Origin of the sequence: Allobosea sp. UNC402CLCol, from assembly GCF_000745475.1 — a bacterium.
Lineage (GTDB): Bacteria > Pseudomonadota > Alphaproteobacteria > Rhizobiales > Beijerinckiaceae > Allobosea > Allobosea spartocytisi.
The window spans coordinates 311,428-329,161 of sequence record NZ_JQJJ01000008.1; the positions used below are offsets into that span (position 1 = coordinate 311,428).

17 protein-coding genes are annotated in these 17,734 nt (G+C 66.4%); 7 read left to right on the forward strand and 10 right to left on the reverse strand.

All coding sequences use genetic code 11. The features are described from left to right. Positions 1 to 107: 107 nt before the first annotated feature. The 4 genes from GY40_RS03510 (at position 108) to GY40_RS03525 (ending at position 3,234) form a co-directional block, all read left to right on the forward strand. A complete protein-coding gene (locus tag GY40_RS03510; RefSeq protein ID WP_038358683.1) occupies positions 108 to 887 on the forward strand; it encodes an SDR family oxidoreductase in 780 nt (259 codons plus the stop codon). Positions 888 to 1,137: 250 nt separating this feature from the next. After that, positions 1,138 to 2,061, forward strand: a complete 924-nt coding sequence (locus GY40_RS03515) for a DMT family transporter (RefSeq protein ID WP_081925101.1) — start codon at positions 1,138 to 1,140, stop codon at positions 2,059 to 2,061. A gap of 118 nt (positions 2,062 to 2,179) precedes the next feature. Beyond that, a complete protein-coding gene (locus tag GY40_RS03520) occupies positions 2,180 to 2,800 on the forward strand; it encodes a helix-turn-helix domain-containing protein (RefSeq protein WP_038358685.1) in 621 nt (206 codons plus the stop codon). 29 nt (positions 2,801 to 2,829) lie between these two features. Next, positions 2,830 to 3,234 (forward strand): (R)-mandelonitrile lyase, encoded by a 405-nt coding sequence (locus GY40_RS03525; RefSeq protein WP_038358686.1) that lies wholly within the window; start codon positions 2,830 to 2,832, stop codon positions 3,232 to 3,234. Between the two features lie 559 nt (positions 3,235 to 3,793). Here GY40_RS03525 and GY40_RS03530 read toward each other — a convergent pair. Next, positions 3,794 to 4,378, reverse strand: a complete 585-nt coding sequence (locus tag GY40_RS03530; RefSeq protein WP_051987480.1) for an HD domain-containing protein — start codon at positions 4,376 to 4,378, stop codon at positions 3,794 to 3,796. A gap of 97 nt (positions 4,379 to 4,475) precedes the next feature. Beyond that, entirely contained in the window at positions 4,476 to 4,793 is a 318-nt protein-coding gene (locus GY40_RS03535) for a hypothetical protein (RefSeq protein WP_156115855.1), read from the reverse strand. Between the two features lie 195 nt (positions 4,794 to 4,988). Between GY40_RS03535 and GY40_RS03540 the strand changes: the two genes are divergently transcribed. Beyond that, a complete protein-coding gene (locus tag GY40_RS03540; RefSeq protein ID WP_038358688.1) occupies positions 4,989 to 5,627 on the forward strand; it encodes a LysE family translocator in 639 nt (212 codons plus the stop codon). Positions 5,628 to 5,729: 102 nt separating this feature from the next. Here the strand turns inward: GY40_RS03540 and GY40_RS03545 are convergent, their stop codons facing one another. The 6 genes from GY40_RS03545 to lysM form a co-directional block, all read right to left on the reverse strand. Then, the gene (locus tag GY40_RS03545) at positions 5,730 to 6,668 is read right to left on the reverse strand and encodes a c-type cytochrome (protein ID WP_156115856.1); all 939 of its coding nucleotides are present in this window, start codon (positions 6,666 to 6,668) and stop codon (positions 5,730 to 5,732) included. A 193-nt stretch (positions 6,669 to 6,861) separates the two neighbouring features. Continuing rightward, entirely contained in the window at positions 6,862 to 7,293 is a 432-nt protein-coding gene (locus GY40_RS03550; RefSeq protein WP_038358689.1) for a c-type cytochrome, read from the reverse strand. 143 nt (positions 7,294 to 7,436) lie between these two features. Beyond that, positions 7,437 to 9,746, reverse strand: a complete 2,310-nt coding sequence (locus GY40_RS03555; protein WP_038358690.1) for a xanthine dehydrogenase family protein molybdopterin-binding subunit — start codon at positions 9,744 to 9,746, stop codon at positions 7,437 to 7,439. Positions 9,747 to 9,846: 100 nt separating this feature from the next. Further along, on the reverse strand, positions 9,847 to 10,803 hold the full coding sequence (locus GY40_RS03560) for a YiiG family protein (protein ID WP_081925103.1): 957 nt from the start codon (positions 10,801 to 10,803) through the stop codon (positions 9,847 to 9,849). Positions 10,804 to 10,851: 48 nt separating this feature from the next. Then, on the reverse strand, positions 10,852 to 11,169 hold the full coding sequence (locus GY40_RS03565; protein WP_038358691.1) for a rhodanese-like domain-containing protein: 318 nt from the start codon (positions 11,167 to 11,169) through the stop codon (positions 10,852 to 10,854). 177 nt (positions 11,170 to 11,346) lie between these two features. Continuing rightward, entirely contained in the window at positions 11,347 to 11,790 is a 444-nt protein-coding gene (gene lysM, locus GY40_RS03570) for a peptidoglycan-binding protein LysM (protein WP_038358692.1), read from the reverse strand. Between the two features lie 205 nt (positions 11,791 to 11,995). Between lysM and GY40_RS03575 the strand changes: the two genes are divergently transcribed. After that, positions 11,996 to 12,427, forward strand: a complete 432-nt coding sequence (locus tag GY40_RS03575; RefSeq protein ID WP_038358693.1) for a GlcG/HbpS family heme-binding protein — start codon at positions 11,996 to 11,998, stop codon at positions 12,425 to 12,427. A gap of 98 nt (positions 12,428 to 12,525) precedes the next feature. Beyond that, a complete protein-coding gene (locus GY40_RS03580; protein WP_038358694.1) occupies positions 12,526 to 13,584 on the forward strand; it encodes an NAD(P)/FAD-dependent oxidoreductase in 1,059 nt (352 codons plus the stop codon). A 145-nt stretch (positions 13,585 to 13,729) separates the two neighbouring features. Here GY40_RS03580 and GY40_RS03585 read toward each other — a convergent pair whose 3' ends face one another. Next, complete coding sequence (locus GY40_RS03585; protein WP_051987481.1) at positions 13,730 to 16,231, reverse strand: glycosyltransferase family protein; 2,502 nt, start codon at positions 16,229 to 16,231, stop codon at positions 13,730 to 13,732. Between the two features lie 224 nt (positions 16,232 to 16,455). Continuing rightward, entirely contained in the window at positions 16,456 to 17,694 is a 1,239-nt protein-coding gene (locus GY40_RS03590) for a urate hydroxylase PuuD (RefSeq protein ID WP_038358696.1), read from the reverse strand. Positions 17,695 to 17,734: the final 40 nt, after the last annotated feature.

Genomic DNA, 17,734 nt, shown 5'->3' on the forward strand with positions numbered 1-17,734 from the left:
TGTGTCTGATTTGCGTTGCGCTTTGATGACGGAACCAGCAATCCGTGCTCAGCCTTGCTGACCGGCCGCTGTCCGACAACGGCGTGCGAAACTGACGGAGACATCTGATGGATCTTGGAATTGCCGGCCGCACGGCCATCGTCTGCGCCTCCAGCAAGGGGCTGGGCCGCGGCTGTGCGCAGGCCCTGGCCGAGGCGGGCTGCACCGTCGTGATCAACGGCCGCAACGCGACCACCCTGGAAGCCACCGCCAGCGCGATCCGCGCCGCGACCGGCGCGACCGTCATCGCCGTCGTCGCCGACGTCTCGACCCAGGCCGGTCAGGACGCCCTGCTCGCGGCAGCGCCCAACCCGGACATCCTCGTCAACAACAATGGCGGCCCGCCGCCCAAGCCCTTCCGCCAGGTGACGCGCGAGGGCCTGCTGGAAGGCGTCGTCCAGAACATGGCGACACCGCTCGAGCTGGTACAGCGCGTCATCGACGGCATGATCGCGCGCGGCTTCGGCCGCATCGTCAACATCACCTCGGCCAGCGTGGTGACGCCGCTGACCGGCCTCGACGTCTCCTCCGCCGCCCGCGCCGGCCTCACCGCCTTCCTCTCGGGCGTCGCCCGCGAGGTCGCCCACGCCAACGTCACCATCAACAACATCCTGCCCGGCGTGTTCGACACCGACCGCATCAAGACCGCGACCAACAAGGTGGCCGAAATGCAGGGCATCAGCATCGAGGAGGCGACGAAGCGGCGGCTCGCCGCGGTCCCCGCCGGCCGCCTCGGCACGCCCGACGAATTCGGCCAGCTCTGCGCCTTCCTGGCCAGCGCGAACGCCGGCTACATCACCGGCCAGAACTTCCTGATCGATGGCGGCGCCTTCCGCGGGACGTTCTGAGCCGCGCGCCTCGGGCCGCTGGCCCGAGCATCTCGCGCCCCGGAGGCTCTTGCGCCTCTTCCGGACAGAGATTCTCGGGTCGGCGCGATACGCTGCCCGAGAATGACGCGCTTTCGTCGCGAACGACCCGCTCCCACGCCAATGGCCTAGCCGGGTTGCAGAGTTCACGCTTCGCTCCTCGATCTCGACATGGTCTAAGGAGAAGCGGTTTCGCCCGAACCCGTCCCAGCCCTCCCGCCGCGCCGCCGCCTTGTCCCCTCTTCTCGGCATCAGTCTCAAGCTTGTCTCGGCGCTGGCTTTCACGCTGATGTCGGCGGGCATCAAATCGATCTCGACACGCTATCCCACCGGCGAGATCGTCTTCATCCGCTCCTTCTTCGCGATGATTCCGCTGCTCATCTGGCTCGCCTGGCGCTCCGAGCTGCCGGAAGCCCTGAAGACGGACAATCTGCGCGGCCATCTCAAGCGCGGCATCATGGGCTCGACCGGCATGTTCTGCGGCTTCGCGGCGCTGCAGTTCCTGCCGCTCTCGGAGGCTGTCGCGATCGGCTATGCCGCGCCGCTGGCGGTCGTCGTGCTCGCGGCGCTGGTGCTGAAGGAGCGCGTGCGGATCTATCGCTGGACCGCGGTGACGATCGGCTTCGTCGGCGTCCTCATCATGCTCTCGCCGCATCTGGGCGCCGGCGCGCACCCCGTCGGCAGCAACGCCGCGATCGGTGCCGCGCTGGGCCTCGCCGGCGCCTTCTGCTCGGCCTTCGCCTCGGTCGAGGTCCGGCTTCTGACCTCGACCGAGCGGACCGGCGCCATCGTCTTCTACTTCATGCTGCTGACCAGCCTGCTCGGCCTCTCGACCATCCTGCTCGGCTGGAACATACCGGATGCCAGGGATGCGATGATGATGGTCGTCATCGGCATCCTCGGCGGACTCGGCCAGATCCTGATCGTCCAGGCCTATCGCTATGGCGACGCCTCGCTGGTCGCGCCCTTCGAATATTCGACCATGCTCTGGGCGGTGGCCATCGGCTGGTTCTGGTTCGGGGAGTGGCCGGCGCAGACCATCGTGATCGGGGCCTTCATCGTCATCACCTCGGGCATCTACGTGATCTTCCGCGAGCGCCAGCTCGGCCTCGCCCGGCGCGCCCAGCGCGAGGTCGGCCCCAGCCGCCTGACCTGAGTCCGGCTGCGTTTTCGGCGGTGCACGGTCCAGCCTCGCCGGATGCCGGGCATTGTTCGCTTGTTCAAACGAACGTCCGCCGTTACAAACGGCCTCATACGCAGGAGGGGCCGAATTCATGGGAATCGAGACGAAGGAGCGCGGCGGGCGGGAGCTTGAATCCGGGGCTCAGGTCATCTCGGGCCAGCTCGGCAAGACGATCCAGCGCCTGCGCAAGGCCTACAACTTTTCGCTCTCCGACCTCGCCGAGCAGTCCGGCGTCGCCAAGTCGATCATCAGCCAGATCGAGCGCAACGAGACCAATCCGACGCTGGCGACCATCTGGCGGCTGTCGCAGGCGCTCGACATCTCGATCGAGCGCGTGCTGTCCAGCGGCGAGGAAGAGCCTTTCATCGACAAGACCACCCGCGCCGACACGCCGATTCTGGTCTCCGAGGACGGCAAGCTCAGGCTCGCCATCGTCGGCTGGATCAAGACGGTCGAATGGCTGCAATGGTACGAGGTCTCCTCCGAACCCGGCGGCGAGCTCGATTCCGAAGGCCATCAGCGCGGCTCGATCGAATCGCTCTCCGTCACCGCCGGCGAATTCGAGGTCGAGGTCGGCGATATCGTCCAGCGTGCCAAGGCCGGCGAGACGTTGCGCTATCGCTGCGACCGCCGCCACATCGTCCGCTGCGTCGGCAACGAGCCGGGCTCGGCGCTCATGGTCTGCATCCTCAAGGCCGCGGTGATGGAATAAGGCGCGGGGCGCGCGAGCAGGAGCGAACCATGGAAATCCGACGCATCGGCTCGCAGCCCTCCGGCAAGGGGCCGGCCGAATATTTCACCGGCACGGTCCGTATCGACCCGCTGTTCAACCCGCCCGAACCGGCGCGGATCGCCACGGCCCTCGTCACCTTCGAGCCCGGCGCCCGCACCGCCTGGCACACCCATCCGCTCGGCCAGACCCTGATCGTCACCTCCGGCTGCGGCTGGGCCCAGCGGGAGGGTGGGCCGATCGAGGAAATCCGCGCGGGCGACACCGTCTGGTTTCCGCCCGGCGAGAAACACTGGCACGGCGCCACGGCGACGACCGCGATGACCCACATCGCTCTTCAGGAAAAGCTGAACGGCTCGCCCGTCGACTGGCTCGAACAGGTGACCGACGCGCAATACGCCGCAAAAGCGATCTGAACCCACGCGACGCACATGCCTTCACCCGCCCGTGCTCAGGCGCGGGCGTTGATCATTGAGGGGCAGCGGAGCGCCGCGAGGCGCGGTTGGTATAAGGCCGCTTCCATTGAGCCAGGATGCGGCGCGGAGGGATTGAGCCACCCTCCGCACGCCCCGTGGCGCTCCGCTTGCCGGCGTTCTTCAGTCTCCGGGCCGCGCTTATCGGGCCTGCGGCCATCCTTCGCCGCGAGCCCTTTCGACGCCAGTGCGGCTCATCGCCTTGTCGCGTCTACTCGGGCATGGGACGAAGGCGTGATGCCATCGGCCGTTCCCAGCGAGCTCCTCGCACAGGGATCGTAGTGTCCCCAGGGCGGTGCCCCGAAGCCTCCCGGGAGTGGATCGTGACTCCACCCGCAGGCGCCGACCCCACCCCCACCAACGGCACACCTCCGGATGGCTGCCCCTCGGGAATGAGGTGGGGCGAGGATAGAGGCGGCTCGGGAGGGCGGGGATAACTTCTCGGGCCTTGTCCGCTTTCGACCCGTTGCAGACGAACGCCAATATGATCTGCCGCTGACTATTAGGGAGGCAGCACTCCACGTTCGACCGCCTTGTCGAGCAAGCTCTCGGCGAAGTTCCACAAAGCGGGAAATGGTTCTAAAGCCGTTCTCTTGATCTCGCGCATTCGGGCAGCTGTCAGCGGCGTGTGAACGTAGTCGGTGCCACCCGGCCCCCAAATCAGCAACATGGGGTGGAGCGCGTCCAGGGCCTTTGCGAAGCATGCTTCTGGGGTTTGCCTTGCTTCGAACTCACCCCAGAGATTGTGCAAGCGCGCGGCTTGATCGTCTGGCAAAAGGCGGAAGAGGGTCTCCGCAGCCGCAGCTTCCTTGCTCGCGACCAAACCCGCATCGCTACCGTCCGACCAGTGATCGCCAGCGTGCACTTCGACGAGATCGTGCACGATGAGCAGTTGAATGACATGGGCAATGTCAGTGCCGGATGGGGCGTATTCGGCCAAGGCCATTGCCATCAGCGTCAGGTGCCAACAATGCTCGGCGGTATTCTCATTACGACTCCCGCTAAAGAGCAGATTATGGCGCTGGACGGATTTCAGACCATCCGCAGCAAGCAGGAAGCCAATCTGCTCATCAATGCGATGCCCCATCGAGTCCCCCAGAACTACTTCCCTTGGCTCTCCTCGTAGCAAGACAGACACACGTCAGCTAGCGACCCATTGCAGACCTTGGAACGCCTGTTGCCTTTCAGATCGGATTGAATAGATCGCCGAAACCGAAAGTGTTGTTGGTTGCGGCCATCGCCAACGCCGATATGAGCAACGCGAAAGCCCATATCGCACGACGTCGTCCTGATCTCTCCGCCGCATTTTTGACGATGGCTAGCGTCGATGACCATGAGCCGGCCAGCCATAGCGGCAGAGAAATCAAGAGGAGGAGCCAGAAACCAAGCTCGTGGGCTCCCTTCGGCGCTCCGTTCAAAGCTTCTGAGGCGCTAAGGGGCAACATGTATCCGATGATTGCCCCTGCCAGGATCAGGAAGCCAATAGTGGCGCTAACGCTCACCACCCAAAGAGCCGCATTGCGAAATCGGATCACGGCCCCCCGCAGCATTATTCGGGTGACCATAAGCCTGAAGCCACTATCAGGCCAACGTCCGCTTCCGACCCGTTGCAAACCACGGCGATTGCATCGACAGTGCTCCCTCCAGATCGGCCTCCCCAGCGCAGGGCCGTCGAGCGGAAGTGACGAGAGGCAGCCATGCATGAGCTTGCGGTCCTGATTTCGATCCTCGGCGTGTTCCTGCTCGGCGCGATCAGCCCCGGCCCGAGCTTCGTCGTGGTCTCGCGCATTGCCATCTCACGCTCGCGCACCGATGGCGTGATGGCCGCCATCGGCATGGGCATCGGCGGCTTCGTCTTCGCCACCATCGCGGTCGCGGGCCTGACGGCGATCCTGCTGCAGGTCGAATGGCTCAACATCGCGCTCAGGCTGGCCGGCGGCGCCTATCTTCTGTGGCTCGGCATCAACATCTGGCGCGCCGCTCCCGAACCGCTGGAGGTCGCCGATACGGCCAGCGAGCGGCAGAGCACGCTGTGGACCTCGTTGCTGCGAGCGCTCTTCGTCCAGCTCTCCAACCCCAAGACGGCGATCTTCTATGCGTCCATGTTCGCCGCGCTGCTGCCGTCCCCGACACCGTCCTGGATGTTTTTTGTTCTGCCGCCGATGCTCTTCCTGATCGAGTTCGGCTGGTACACGGTCGTGGCCGTCGGCTTCTCGTCCCGCACGCCGCAGGCGGCCTATCTCCGCTCCAAGGTCTGGATCGACCGAACCGCCGGAGCTGTGGTCGGAGCCCTGGGCACCAAGCTGATGGTGGACAGCCTGCGCTCGTCTGCCTGAGCTCGTTTGCCGGCTCTAAGCCACCGCTCAGAAGCAGATGCTTCCGCGCTCGCCGGGCAAATGGCAAGGTTTGCCCCGTAGCTGCCCCGACTGACCTCAAACCTATTTCCCTTGCGGCCGCGGCGGGGTCGCCACCGCCGGCAGCGATTTGAGATATTCCGCCATCGCCGCCCGGTCGGCGTCGGAGAGTTGCGCCATGTTGCGCACCACATCCGCCATCGGGCCGCCGACGCTGTCGAAGCTCGGGGTGAAGCCGGTCTTCAACAGCTCCGCGATCTCCTCCTTGGACCATTTGCCGAGCCCGTCGGCCTCGTCCTGGGTGATGTTCGGCACGGTGCCCTTGCCCTCGGGATCCGGTCCGCCGGCGAAGCGCGTCGCCGGGATGACGGCGCCGAACGCGTTGCGGCTGGAATGGCACTCGGCGCAATGGCCGGGACCGTTCACCAGATAGGCGCCGCGATTCCAGGCCTCGCTCTTGGTCGGATCGGGCTTGAAGGAACCGCCCTGGAAGAACAGCAGCTTCCAGCCGCCGACCAGGCGCCGGATATTGAAGGGGAAGCGCAGTTCATGCGCCGGCGCCCGGCCCTCGACCGGCGGCAAGGTGCGGATATAGGCGAAGAGATCGGCGAGTGCCTTGGGTGGGATCAGCCGGTAGGAGGTGTAGGGAAAGGCCGGGTAGAGATGCTCGCCCTGCCGCCCGATGCCGGCCGCCATCGCATCGACGAAATCCTGGACGCCCCAGTTGCCGATGCCGTCGCGCGTATGCGGCGAGATGTTGGGCGCGTGGAAGGTGCCGAAGGGCGAGGCCAGCGCCAGCCCGCCGCCGAGCCGCGTGCGATCATTCTGTCCCGGCGTGGCATGGCAGGAGGCGCAGCCGCCGGCCGCGAAGAGCAGCTTGCCGTTCTCGAGGTCGGGCGCCGGCAAGGCACCGATCTCCGGCGCGGGCGAGACGATGCGCGGGTCGGTCAGCAGGTAGAAGCCGCCCAGCGCGACGGCCGCCAGCAGGACGAGCGTGACCAGAAGGCGGCGCAGCAGCAGCATCGCGAACTCCCCAATCCCTTCGGCAGACCGGTCCATGACCGTGCCGCCTCAGGACGGCGCCGTGAACAGGCTATCTCACATCAACCTAACTCTAACGTGGCGGCCGCGCGAAAGCTCCCATCCGAGACGAAAAAGCGGGCGGCCAGCCATGGCGCCCGCTTCACCGTGCAGCTTTGGACGGCCGGGCTGCACCTCACTTCTTGATGCGGTAGGCCTCGTGGCAGGCGCCGCAATTCTTCGTCGCCGCGCCGAAAGCGGTCCGGAAGTCGGCGAGATCGCCGGCCTTGGCGCCCGCCTCCGCATCCGCCTCGAACTTGGCGAAGGCTGCCTTGAACCCGGCCTGATCCTCCCAGACCTTCGGCGAGGCTGTGGTCTCGCCCCCGCTCTTGGAGCTGTCCGGGAACAGCGCCGGCATCTTCTTGGCGGCATCGGCATAGGTCTTGAAGACGGACTGCGCCTTGCCCGCATCGAATGGCGTGTCGCCCTTGGCCATGGCCGCGCCTTCGCGCGTCGCGGCGCTGACCGCCTTCATCGTCTGCTGACGTTCGGCGATCGGGTTCGTCTCCGCCATCGCGGCGGTGGCGCCGAGCGCGAGGCTCAGGAGCACGAAAGCGGTGCGGATCATTCAGGTCCCCTTCGAGGCAAGGTCGCAATCGTCTGGGCGCCGGACGGCGCCGTTTAGAACTCGTCCAGATCAAACGATGATCGCGACGCCGCCAAGTCGCTTTTGCGTGAGCGGACTTGCAAAGCTGCAAATCCGCCCTTGCATCAAAGCCGGTAGCCGGCCTCCTTCAGCGCGTTGAACACCTTCACCGGCGTCGCCGGCATGTCGATCGCCTTGATCCCGGCGGCGCGGTCGAGCGCATCGACCATCGCGTTCATCACCGCCGGACAGGCGCCGATGGCGCCAGCCTCCCCCGCCCCCTTCACGCCGATGGCGTTGGTGAGGCAGCGGACATTGCGCGTCTCGAAATGGAAGTTCGGCACGTCGATGGCGCGCGGCAGCGCATAGTCCATGAAGGTCGCGGTCAGCATCTGGCCGTCGGGATCGAAGCGGATCTCCTCCATCAGCGCCTGGCCGATGCCCTGCACGGCGCCGCCATGGACCTGGCCCTGCAGCATCAACGGGTTCAGCGTGACGCCGAAATCGTCGACCACCACATAGTTGAGGATCTCGGTCTGGCCGGTGCCGGGGTCGATCTCGAGCTCGCAGACATGGGTGCCGTTCGGATAGGTCGCCTCCGGCGGCGTCCAGCTTTGATGGACCTTGAGCATCGTTGGTGTCGCGCCCGGCAGCGCCGCGATGGCGGCGAGGTCGAGCTGCTTGTCCGTGCCGACGATCCGAACCGCGCCATTGGCGATCTCGAGGTCGCCCACGGCCGCCTCGAGCTTTTCCGAAGCGAGCTGCTTGAGGTTGTCGGTCAGGATCTCCGTCGCCTTGTTGAGCGCCGCCCCGCCCACGGGGATCGAGCGCGAGCCGCCGGTGCCGGAGCCGGTCTCGACCCGGTCGGTATCGCCCTGCACCACGCGGATGCGGTCCATCGGGATATCGAGATGCTGCGAGACGAGCTGCGAATAGGCCGTTTCATGCCCCTGCCCGTTCGACTGCGTGCCGATCAGTACGGTCACCATGCCGTCCTTTTCCAGGATCACGGTCGAGCTTTCCGGGCCGCCGCCGCCGCAGGCCTCGATATAGCTGGCCATGCCGATGCCGCGGATCTTGCCGGCCTTGGCCGCAGCCTTGTGGCGGGCCTTGAAGCCCTTCCAGTCAGCCACCTGCATGGCATGGCGCATATGGCCCTCGAACTCGCCGGAATCATAGACCGGGCCGGTCTGGGTCTTGTGCGGCATCTCGGACGGCTTGACGAAGTTCTGCGCCCTCACCGCGTCCGGCGTCTTGCCGGTTTCGCGCGCGATGGCATCGACCAGCCGCTCGATCAGATAGGCGGCCTCGGGGCGCCCGGCGCCACGATAGGCGTCGATCGGCGTGGTGTGGGTCAAGACGCCGCGGAACAGCACATGCACGGCCGGGATGTTGTAGCAGCCCGGCGTCATCGTCGTGCCAACCCAGGGGATGAACGGCCCGTATTGCGAGAGCCACGCCCCCATCTCAGCCGAAAGATCGACCTTGAGGCCGATGAACTTGCCCTTGGCGTCGAGCGCCATGGTCGCGGTGGCGAGATTGGCGCGGCCATGGGTGTCGGCGAGGAAATGCTCGGTGCGGTCGGCGACCCAGCGCACCGGGCGCTTCAGCTTCTCCGCCGCGATCATCGCCAGCGGATATTCCCGGTAGAGGAAGATCTTGGTGCCGAAGCCGCCGCCGACATCCGGCGTCACCACGCGGATGCGCTTGGGATCGACCTTGAGCACATAGGTCGCGATCAGGTCGCGCATGCCATGGCTGCCCTGGCTGCCCAGCGTCAGCGTCCAGCGCTTGTCGGCCTTGTCGTATTCGGCAACGCAGGCGCGCGTCTCCATGTAGTTGGAGGCCAGCCGGTTGTTGACGATGGTCAGGGAGACCGTGCGCGCCGCCTTGGCGAAGGCTTTCTCGGTCTTCTCGCGGTCGCCCTGCTCAGCCTCGAAGGCGACATTGCCCGGCCTGTCCACCCAGACCTGCGGCGCGCCCTTCGCCAGCGCTTCTTCGATGCCGGTCACGGCCGGCAGCGGCTGCCAGTCGATCTCGATCGCCTCGGCGGCGTCACGCGCCTGCGCCAGCGTCTCGGCGACGATGAAGGCGACGGCCTCACCGACATGGCGCACGGTATCGCGCGGCAGCACAGGCACCGGCAGCGATTGCGACATCTCGCCCGAGACGGTCTTGATATGGCCCTTGCACGGCAGGTCGCCGTATTCAGCGACATCCTCGCCGGTCAGGACGAGCTTCACGCCCTTCATCCTGCGGGCTGTCTCCTTGTCGCGGATGGTGAAGCGCGCATGGGCATATTGCGAGCGCAGCACATAGGCATGCAGCGCGCCTTCAACCGCGATGTCGTCGGTATAGCGGCCGGTGCCGGTGGTCAGGCGCTGATCCTCGACCCGCCGCACGGGCTGGCCGAAACCGAATTTCATGGGACGCATGAGGCATATCCTCAGTTGGCTCTAATGAAAGAGTGGAACAGAAACCGCATGTCGTCAGCCCCGGCGCCCTATGCGTCGGGGCTGCGTTCAACGCATTGCGTCAGCGGGAGAAACGCACCGCCGATTCCGAAAGCGTGATCATCGTGTTGTAGCTGCTCACGATCCAGTTGGCGTCGTTCGCCGCGCCGCGCCGGACATCGCCCTTGCTCTTGGCGAGCTTGCTGCTGAAGTCGCGCAGCCTGCCGAGCCAGGAGCTCGCCTGGCTGTCCACGAAGAGCGACTTGCCCGGGTTCTTGTCCTTGAAATCGTCCATCTCGCGGACCGCCCTGGCATAGCCGGCGACCGCGGTATCGAACGCCTTGAGATCGACGATCGGCTTCTCGTTCGACGGCATCAGGTCGATGACCGCCCGGGCGTTGACCATCACGTTGCGGACCTGCCAGCGCGCGGACTTGCCCTCGCGGCTCTCCAGCGCGGCCAGCTCCTGCGCGTCGAGCGCCGTCTTGTAGACGCGCATGCCAGCGTCGAGCCTGGCGCGCAGCTCGAGGAAGGTCTTCGCCGCCGGCACCATCTGCGCATGCAGCTTCTGCCCTTCGGCAAGGTTGTCGTCGCGATAGTCCTTGCGGTCATAGTAGCGCTCGGCCCGGGTGATCAGCGGCGCCAGCTCCTGATAGGCCTTGATGTAGCTGAGCACCGTCGCGTCGATCTCCGGCAGTTTCGGCGCGCGCGCCGCCGCCTCTTCCGCCTTCTGGATCTCCCCGGTGACGTCGTAGAGGCTGTAGAGCCCGTAATCGATGTAGCGCTCTTTGCCGGTCGGCCCCTTCTTCATGTCGACCCAGCTCGCATAGCGCTCCCAGGATTGGATCGCGCGCAGCGTGCGGTTCATCAGCGCCGTATAGGCGTTCGACTTGGAGATGGCGGCCTGCAGCTCGGCCTCGCCCGCCGGGGCCGAGGCTGCGCTCTGGGCCGGAACGCCCTGCGCCGACACCATCGCTGTCGAGGCGGCGACGATGGCGACGGCACAAGCCGCGCTGCGAAGCAGAATACGGATAGGCATGGCAGTAATCCTGGTCTTGAACGGGCCGGCGGAACGCGACCCATCCGGTCAGTCGAAGGAGATCGCCTCCCCTCGCATCGCCCAATCCTTGAACCCGCCGACATAATGGCTGTCGATGTCGAGCCCGGCCGATTGCGCGAAGGCCAGCGCATGCCGCGAGCGGACGCCCGCCGCGCAGGAAAAGACGATGCGCTTGCCCGGCTCGTCCGGCAGGTCGGCCGGATCGAACTGGGAGAGCGGCCGCGAGACGGCTCCGGGAATATGCCCGGCTGCGAACTCATGCGGCTCGCGGACATCGACGAGCAGGATCGAGCCCTCGGCGAGGCCCGCCTTGATATCGTCGATGTCGAGGTCGTTCACGGTCATGGCGGGTCGCTTCCTTGGCTGCATCCGGAAGCGGAGATAAGGCGGCCGCGCCCGAACGCCAATGCCTCAAACACCCCGAAACGGCGGTGCGGCATGACACGCGGTTTCCTTGTCGCGGCGTCGCGCATGATGGGCCGGCTCCGCGCCGAGGCGCGGAGCCGGCGATGGAAGCTTGGATCAGCCCAGCGGCGGGATGCGCAGCACCCAGCCCGGCTGGATCAGGTCGGGATTCTTGACCGGAGGCGTATTGGCCTTGACGATCTCGTTGTATTTCGCGCCCTGCCCCTTGCCGTAATGCTCTTCGGCGATCTTCCAGAGCGTGTCGCCCTTCTTCACCGTGTAGAACACCGCGGCCGGAGCCTCCTTGTTGACGACCAGGTCGGACTCGACCTGGGCGACGCCGGTGGTGTTGCCGAGCGCGAGGATGATCTTCTCCGCCTCTTCCGTCGAGACGGCCTTGCCGGAGACCTTCACCTTGTCGCCGTCGATCTGGATGTTGACGTCGGACGGCAGGCCATGGCCAGCCAGTTCCTTCTGTAGGTTATCGGCCGTCGCGGCATTGGCCGGGGTCGATCCGAAGATCTTGGCACCGGCTTCTTTGATGAAACTGAACAGACCCATGGATACCTCCTTGGTTTGGCAAGCCATCAAGCCCGGTCTGAACGTCCTGCGCAAGGCTTGCTTGCCGATTCCGTCCGAAGTTCAAGCAGTCTAACCCGGTTTGCAGTCATTTTCTCCGTGGGCGCACGACAGTTTGCCGACAGCCGCGCTTCACCGCACGCCGCGCGGCTGGCAAAACACGCATCCTTTCAGAATCGGAGTTCCCATGATGCTGACGCTCGCCCAGGCCCAGGCGATTCTCTCCGCCGCACTCGCCCACGCCACCGAAAACGCGTTCAAGCCGCTCGCCATCGCGGTCATCGACGCGCGCGGCGCGCAGAAGAGCTTCGCTGCCCAGGACGGCACGAGCCTCAAGCGCGGCGAGATCGCGTTCGGCAAGGCCCATGGCGCGGTCGCGCTCGGGCTCGGCTCGCGCGCGCTCCACAAGATGGCACAGGACCGGCCCTATTTCATCGAAGCGGCCACCCATGCGGTCGGCGGCCTGCTCATGCCCGTGCCCGGCGGCGTGCTGATCCGCTCGTCCGAGGGCGAGCTGCTCGGCGCGGTCGGCATCTCCGGCGATACCTCCGACAATGACGAGGCCGCAGCGCTGGCGGGCATCGCGGCGGCCGGTCTGCGTGCCGAGACTGGCGCCTGAGCCCGATCCGGACTTGCCAAGCGGCAGGCGAAGGCTCATCTCCACCTCCGGCAAAGTTCGTTAAAACGCACGGTTTGGACCGGATCTAAGGCAGGACCATGAGCGACGCGGCAGCCAACGAAAACGAAGTCATCACGACGGACGTCGTCATCGTCGGCGCCGGCCCCTGCGGCCTGTTCGCCGTCTTCGAGCTGGGCCTGCTCGACATCCGGGCCCATCTCGTCGACATCCTGCCGAAGGTCGGCGGGCAATGCGCCGAGCTTTACCCGGAGAAGCCGATCTACGACATCCCCGGCTTCCCAATGGTCACCGGCCAGGCGCTGGTCGACAACCTGATCGCCCAGATCAAGCCCTTCGGCCCGACCTTCCATCTCAACCAGATGATCGAGTCGGTCGAGCCGACGGGCAGCCCCGAGGCACCGCGCTTCCGCGTCACCACCGACGCCGGCACGGTCTTCGACACCAAGACCGTCGTCATCGCCGCCGGCGGCGGCTCCTTCCAGCCCAAGAAGCCGCCGATCCCCGGCATCGAGAACTACGAGAACGGCTCCATCTTTTATGCCGTGCGCAGGATGGAGGCCTTCCGCGGCCGCAACATCCTGATCGTCGGCGGCGGCGACTCGGCGCTGGACTGGACGCTCAGCCTCCAGCCCGTCGCGGCCCGCGTCACGCTGATGCACCGCCGCGACGATTTCCGCGCCGCGCCGCATTCGGTCGAGCAGATGCGCTCCCTCGTCGCCGAGGGCAGGATGGACATGAAGCTCGGCCAGGTCACCGGGCTCAAGGGCGAGAACGGCAAGCTCGAGGCCGCGATCTGCCGGGACAATGCCGGCGAAACCTTCGAGATCGCCTGCGATACGATGCTGCCCTTCTTCGGGCTGACCATGAAGCTCGGCCCCATCGCCGATTGGGGCCTGAACCTGCACGAGAACCTGATCCCGGTCGACACCGAGAAGTTCGAGACGAGCGTGCCCGGCATCTTCGCCATCGGCGACATCAATGCCTATCCGGGCAAGCTGAAGCTGATCCTCTCCGGCTTCCACGAAGCCGCGCTCTGCGCCCAGAAGGTCCACCGCTACGTCTATCCGGAGAAGCGGCTGACCTTCCAGTACACCACCTCCTCCACCAGCCTGCAGAAGAAGCTCGGCGTCGCCTGAGATCGCGCAGCGACCCTGTATCGTCATTGCGAGAAGCGAAGCGACGAAGCAATGCAGGGAGGACTGGGCTGAACGCCTCGTCCGGCCCTCCCGGATTGCTTCGCTACGCTCGCAATAACGGGGACCGGTTGGGTCGCTTTCCCGCTCAGTGCGCCTCGGTCTCGCCGAAGATCCGGGCGGAGGCCGTGCCATTGCGCGACGCGGCGCCCGGCTGGGTGGCCCCGAGGCCGAGCGAATCGCGCACGGCCGGCGACGGCCCCGCCAGGATTCGGTCCGCGCCCGGCGCTGCCACGATCTGCGGCTCCTCCGGGTCATAGGGCGGTGGCGGCGGCAAGGTGTCTTCCGGCTCCTGTGGCGAAATCCGGGCCCTGAGCTCCGCGATCGCGCCCGAAAGCGGCTGGAAGCTGAAGGTGACCTTGTGCGTGCCGGCCGGCACCTGCACGGCGCGGAACAGCACATTGGCCTTGAGAATCTCGGTGTCGACGCCGTCGACCTGCGCGCGCCACCAGGGGTGCCAGACATCGTTGAGCACGACGAAGCCCGCGGCCGGCGTAGTGACCTCGACCTCGACCTCGGTGTTGCGGTATTTCGTCAGCTTGACCTCGGCCTGCACCGCGGCCGGCCCTTCGGGCGCGGCGACCGGCGGTTCGGCGTCGAGCAGCACCGCCTGCTGCGGGTCGATGTCGGGCCAGCGGCCCGAGAGCTTCATGCTCTCGAAATCGGCGAAGGCCCAGCCGCCGACGAACTGCACGCGCGGCAGGGCGTTCGGGTTCTCGTAGACATAGCCCTGCTTGGTCCGGGCGAGCAGCGTCAGATCACCCGGCTTCAGGGTGCGGTCGACCTGCTCGATCGGCACGGGCGAGGCGATGTAACGCAGGCCGAGCAGGTTCGCGAGCCGGCTGTTGTAGGAGGGGAACAGAGGCGTGAACTTGCGGTCGCCGGGATTGGCGATGCCGTCCCCGGTGCCGACCGCCTCCGAGAAATCCTCGAGGCGCAGGGGGTTGTAGCCCAGCGTATGATCGAAGCCGTGCACCATGCCGGCATTCGGCCACTCGAAGCCCATGCCGAGCAGCTCCACCCGGTCGCGACGGGGCGACCCCGCCGGCTGCGCCGTCAACTGCTTGAGCAATGCGATGGTCTGGTTGTGCGTCGTCGGCCGCAGCACGTCGTAGAGCTGCGGCGGAAGCGCGGTCGATTCGTTCGGGCCGTTATTGACGCCGAGATCGGAGGCGACGACGCCCGTCACCAGCACCATCGCCGCGACCGGCGCGAGCGCCCCGCGCCAGCGCTGCAGGACGACAAGCAGCGCCACAGCCGCGCCGAACCAGCCCAGGGCCGCCAGAACGGGCGCCCACGCATCGCCGAGATGCCCTTCGCTGCGCGAGAGCAGCATCGCGACCAGCGCCACGGCCAGCACGATCGCGCCGCCGATCAGCAGATCGCGCCGGAAGGAGATGCCTTCGGCCGTCAGCATCCGGTGCAGCACATAGCCGGAGAGAATCGCCCCGAGAGCGCCGATCAGGAAGGTCGCATCGGCCGGACGGCGGAACATCTTCACGCCCGGCAGATAATCGTAGAGCACCTGGAAGACCGGCGTGTAGCGGCCGAGCGCATACAGCACCATGAACAGCAGCAGCAGCGTCAGCGGCCTGACCGCCTTGTCCCAGAGCCAGCCGCGCGTCAGCCCCGGCGCGATCAGCAGCAGCATCGGCAGCGCGCCCATATAGATCTGCGCCATGTTCTGCGACAGCGTCAGATCCTTCACCCAGTTCGGGTTGAGATAAGGCCCCCAGAACGTGACATTCGGGTTCTTCGCGCCGAAGAGATCGCCGACGAAGGCGGTCAGCAGCGACGCCGGATGCAGCGACCCCGTCGTCGCCACGCCCAGACCGATCTCCGGCCGCGTCGTCGCCTCGGCGAAGAGCCAGGTCCAGAGCAGCGGCACCGTGATCACGGCGAGGCCCGCGGCGCTCGCCAGCGCGGCGGGGACGAGCGAGGCCCGGACGGACGGCCAGCCGCCGGAAATCCAGTGCGCCAGGACCATGCCGATCAGCACATAGCCGCCGAGCATCGCGACTTGGTCGGGCTTCAGCACCATCAGCCCGGCTGCGAGCCCGGCGAAGACGCCGGCCCAGGCCGAGCCGCGCTGCAGCATCCGCGCCGTCAGCCAGAAGGCGATGGCGAAGAAGGCCAGGCTCTCGATCTGCCCGATATGCTGGATCCGCCAGGACGCCGAGGCGCCGAAGGCGAAGACGAGGGCCGCCATCAGCCCGCCGGCCGGATGCCAGCCGCGGTCGCGGAAGAACATGATCACGGCAAAGCCGGCCACCAGCAGATGCAGCAGCACGAAGGCATCGACCATGCGGAAGCCCGGCGCCGGCGAAAGCAGCGCCAGGATGATCGCGGGCGAGAAGATCAGCGATTGCGGATCGGCGACCTGCGGCGAGCCGGCGAAGACGTTATGGTTCCAGAAGGGCGACTGCCCCGAGTGCAGCGCCCGCGCCAGAAACTCGACCTGCGCCTGGAAATGCGCCTTGGCGTCGAACGGAATCGTCACCGACCCCGAAAGCCAGGGCCAGCACAGGACGACCCATGCCACAACGAAAGCGATGGCCGCCAGCAGGTAGCCGGCGCCCCTTGCATTCACCAAGCGTCTCAAACGGACCCCCACGGTCCCAAGGCGCGAACGGCTCCTTCATGGAACCTCCCTTCGGCCTTTTAGTGGAGCAGGACATTGGTGGTGTGCAGATGAACTGAATCTGAACGCAATCACGGACCCGTGAGCGAATTGCGTAAAAGCTGAACGAAGGCCGAATCCGATCGCCGAAACAGACGGCTTTCAACCGGCAGCGATACGCCGCCGAAACCGTCTCAGCGTGGTTTTTCGGCGAGCCAGGCGGCCAGAACCCGCCGCTCGCCTGCCGTCATGCCGGAGAGGTTGTTGGGCGGCATCGCATGGGTCATCACCGCCTGCGACCTGATGGCGCGGGCATGGATGGCGATCTGCTCGGGACCGTCGAGCAGCACGCCCTTCGGCGCGATCTGGATGCCGGGCCAGGACGGCTCCGGCGCATGGCACATCGCACAGCGCCCGGTGACGATGTTGGTCACCTCCGCCGGCGGCAGAGCCATCCCCGCCAGCAGCACAGGCCTGCCCGGCTCGCGCGGCTTCAGGCCGAGCCGCTCGCGCCCGCCGGGCGAGGCCGACATCGCCACCCAGAAGGCAAGCCAGAGCGCCAGGATCGCCACGGCCCAGCACCACCAGGGCGATTTCGCATGGTCGGCATGGCGGATGTTGAAGAAATGCCGGATCAGCGCACCCGCGACGATCACCAGCGCCACCAGCAACGGGATCGCCGCCGCATTGGCATAGGTCACCGGATAATGGTTCGACAGCATCAGGAACAGCACCGGCAGGGTGATGTAATTGTTGTGCGTCGAGCGCTGCTTGGCGGCCTTGCCGTATTTCGGATCGGGCTTTTCACCGGCGGTCAGCGCCGCGATCACCTTCCGCTGTCCCGGCATGATGTTGAAGAAGACGTTGGCGGTCATGATCGTCGCCATCAGCGCGCCGGTATGGATCAGCGCGCCGCGCCCGGAAAAGACGCTGGCGAAGGCCCAGCTCGCCGCCACGACATAGCCGAAGCCGATCAGCCCCAGCCAGACGTCGTGCTTCCCGAGCGGCGAGCGGCACATCCAGTCATAGATCAGCCAGCCCCCCGCCAGCGCGGCGATGCCGATCGCCCCAGCCGCCAGGGGCGAAAGCTGCATCACCGCCGGATCGATCAGGTAGAGCTCGGACTGGGCGTAATAGACCCAGACCAGCAGGAAGAAGCCCGAGATCCAGGTCCAGTAGCTCTGCCATTTGTGCCAGGTCAGCTCCGCCGGCATCACGGCGGGCGCGACCATGTATTTGCGCATCTCGTAGAAGCCACCGCCATGGACCTGCCAGGCGCGGCCACCCGTGCCCGGCGGGATATCCGGCGCCGGCCGCAAACTGGCATCGAGATGGATGAAGAAGAAGGAGGAGCCGATCCAGGCGATCGCCGTGATGACGTGGAGCCAGCGCAGCATCATGCTGCCCCATTCCATCAGATAGGCGCTGAGCATCGCGGGTCGCTGTCCTCGTTCGGGGGCGGGAACGGCGCCA

What these genes read in the sequence shown, in the direction of transcription:
- GY40_RS03510 (WP_038358683.1), top strand. Translation starts at nt 108, where the DNA reads ATGGATCTTGGAATTGCCGGCCGCACGGCCATCGTCTGCGCCTCCAGC.
- GY40_RS03520 (WP_038358685.1), top strand. Translation starts at nt 2,180, where the DNA reads ATGGGAATCGAGACGAAGGAGCGCGGCGGGCGGGAGCTTGAATCCGGG.
- GY40_RS03525 (WP_038358686.1), top strand. Translation starts at nt 2,830, where the DNA reads ATGGAAATCCGACGCATCGGCTCGCAGCCCTCCGGCAAGGGGCCGGCC.
- GY40_RS03530 (WP_051987480.1), bottom strand. Translation starts at nt 4,378, where the DNA reads ATGGGGCATCGCATTGATGAGCAGATTGGCTTCCTGCTTGCTGCGGAT.
- GY40_RS03540 (WP_038358688.1), top strand. Translation starts at nt 4,989, where the DNA reads ATGCATGAGCTTGCGGTCCTGATTTCGATCCTCGGCGTGTTCCTGCTC.
- GY40_RS03545 (WP_156115856.1), bottom strand. Translation starts at nt 6,668, where the DNA reads ATGCTGCTGCTGCGCCGCCTTCTGGTCACGCTCGTCCTGCTGGCGGCC.
- GY40_RS03550 (WP_038358689.1), bottom strand. Translation starts at nt 7,293, where the DNA reads ATGATCCGCACCGCTTTCGTGCTCCTGAGCCTCGCGCTCGGCGCCACC.
- GY40_RS03555 (WP_038358690.1), bottom strand. Translation starts at nt 9,746, where the DNA reads ATGCGTCCCATGAAATTCGGTTTCGGCCAGCCCGTGCGGCGGGTCGAG.
- GY40_RS03560 (WP_081925103.1), bottom strand. Translation starts at nt 10,803, where the DNA reads ATGCCTATCCGTATTCTGCTTCGCAGCGCGGCTTGTGCCGTCGCCATC.
- GY40_RS03565 (WP_038358691.1), bottom strand. Translation starts at nt 11,169, where the DNA reads ATGACCGTGAACGACCTCGACATCGACGATATCAAGGCGGGCCTCGCC.
- lysM (WP_038358692.1), bottom strand. Translation starts at nt 11,790, where the DNA reads ATGGGTCTGTTCAGTTTCATCAAAGAAGCCGGTGCCAAGATCTTCGGA.
- GY40_RS03575 (WP_038358693.1), top strand. Translation starts at nt 11,996, where the DNA reads ATGATGCTGACGCTCGCCCAGGCCCAGGCGATTCTCTCCGCCGCACTC.
- GY40_RS03580 (WP_038358694.1), top strand. Translation starts at nt 12,526, where the DNA reads ATGAGCGACGCGGCAGCCAACGAAAACGAAGTCATCACGACGGACGTC.
- GY40_RS03590 (WP_038358696.1), bottom strand. Translation starts at nt 17,694, where the DNA reads ATGCTCAGCGCCTATCTGATGGAATGGGGCAGCATGATGCTGCGCTGG.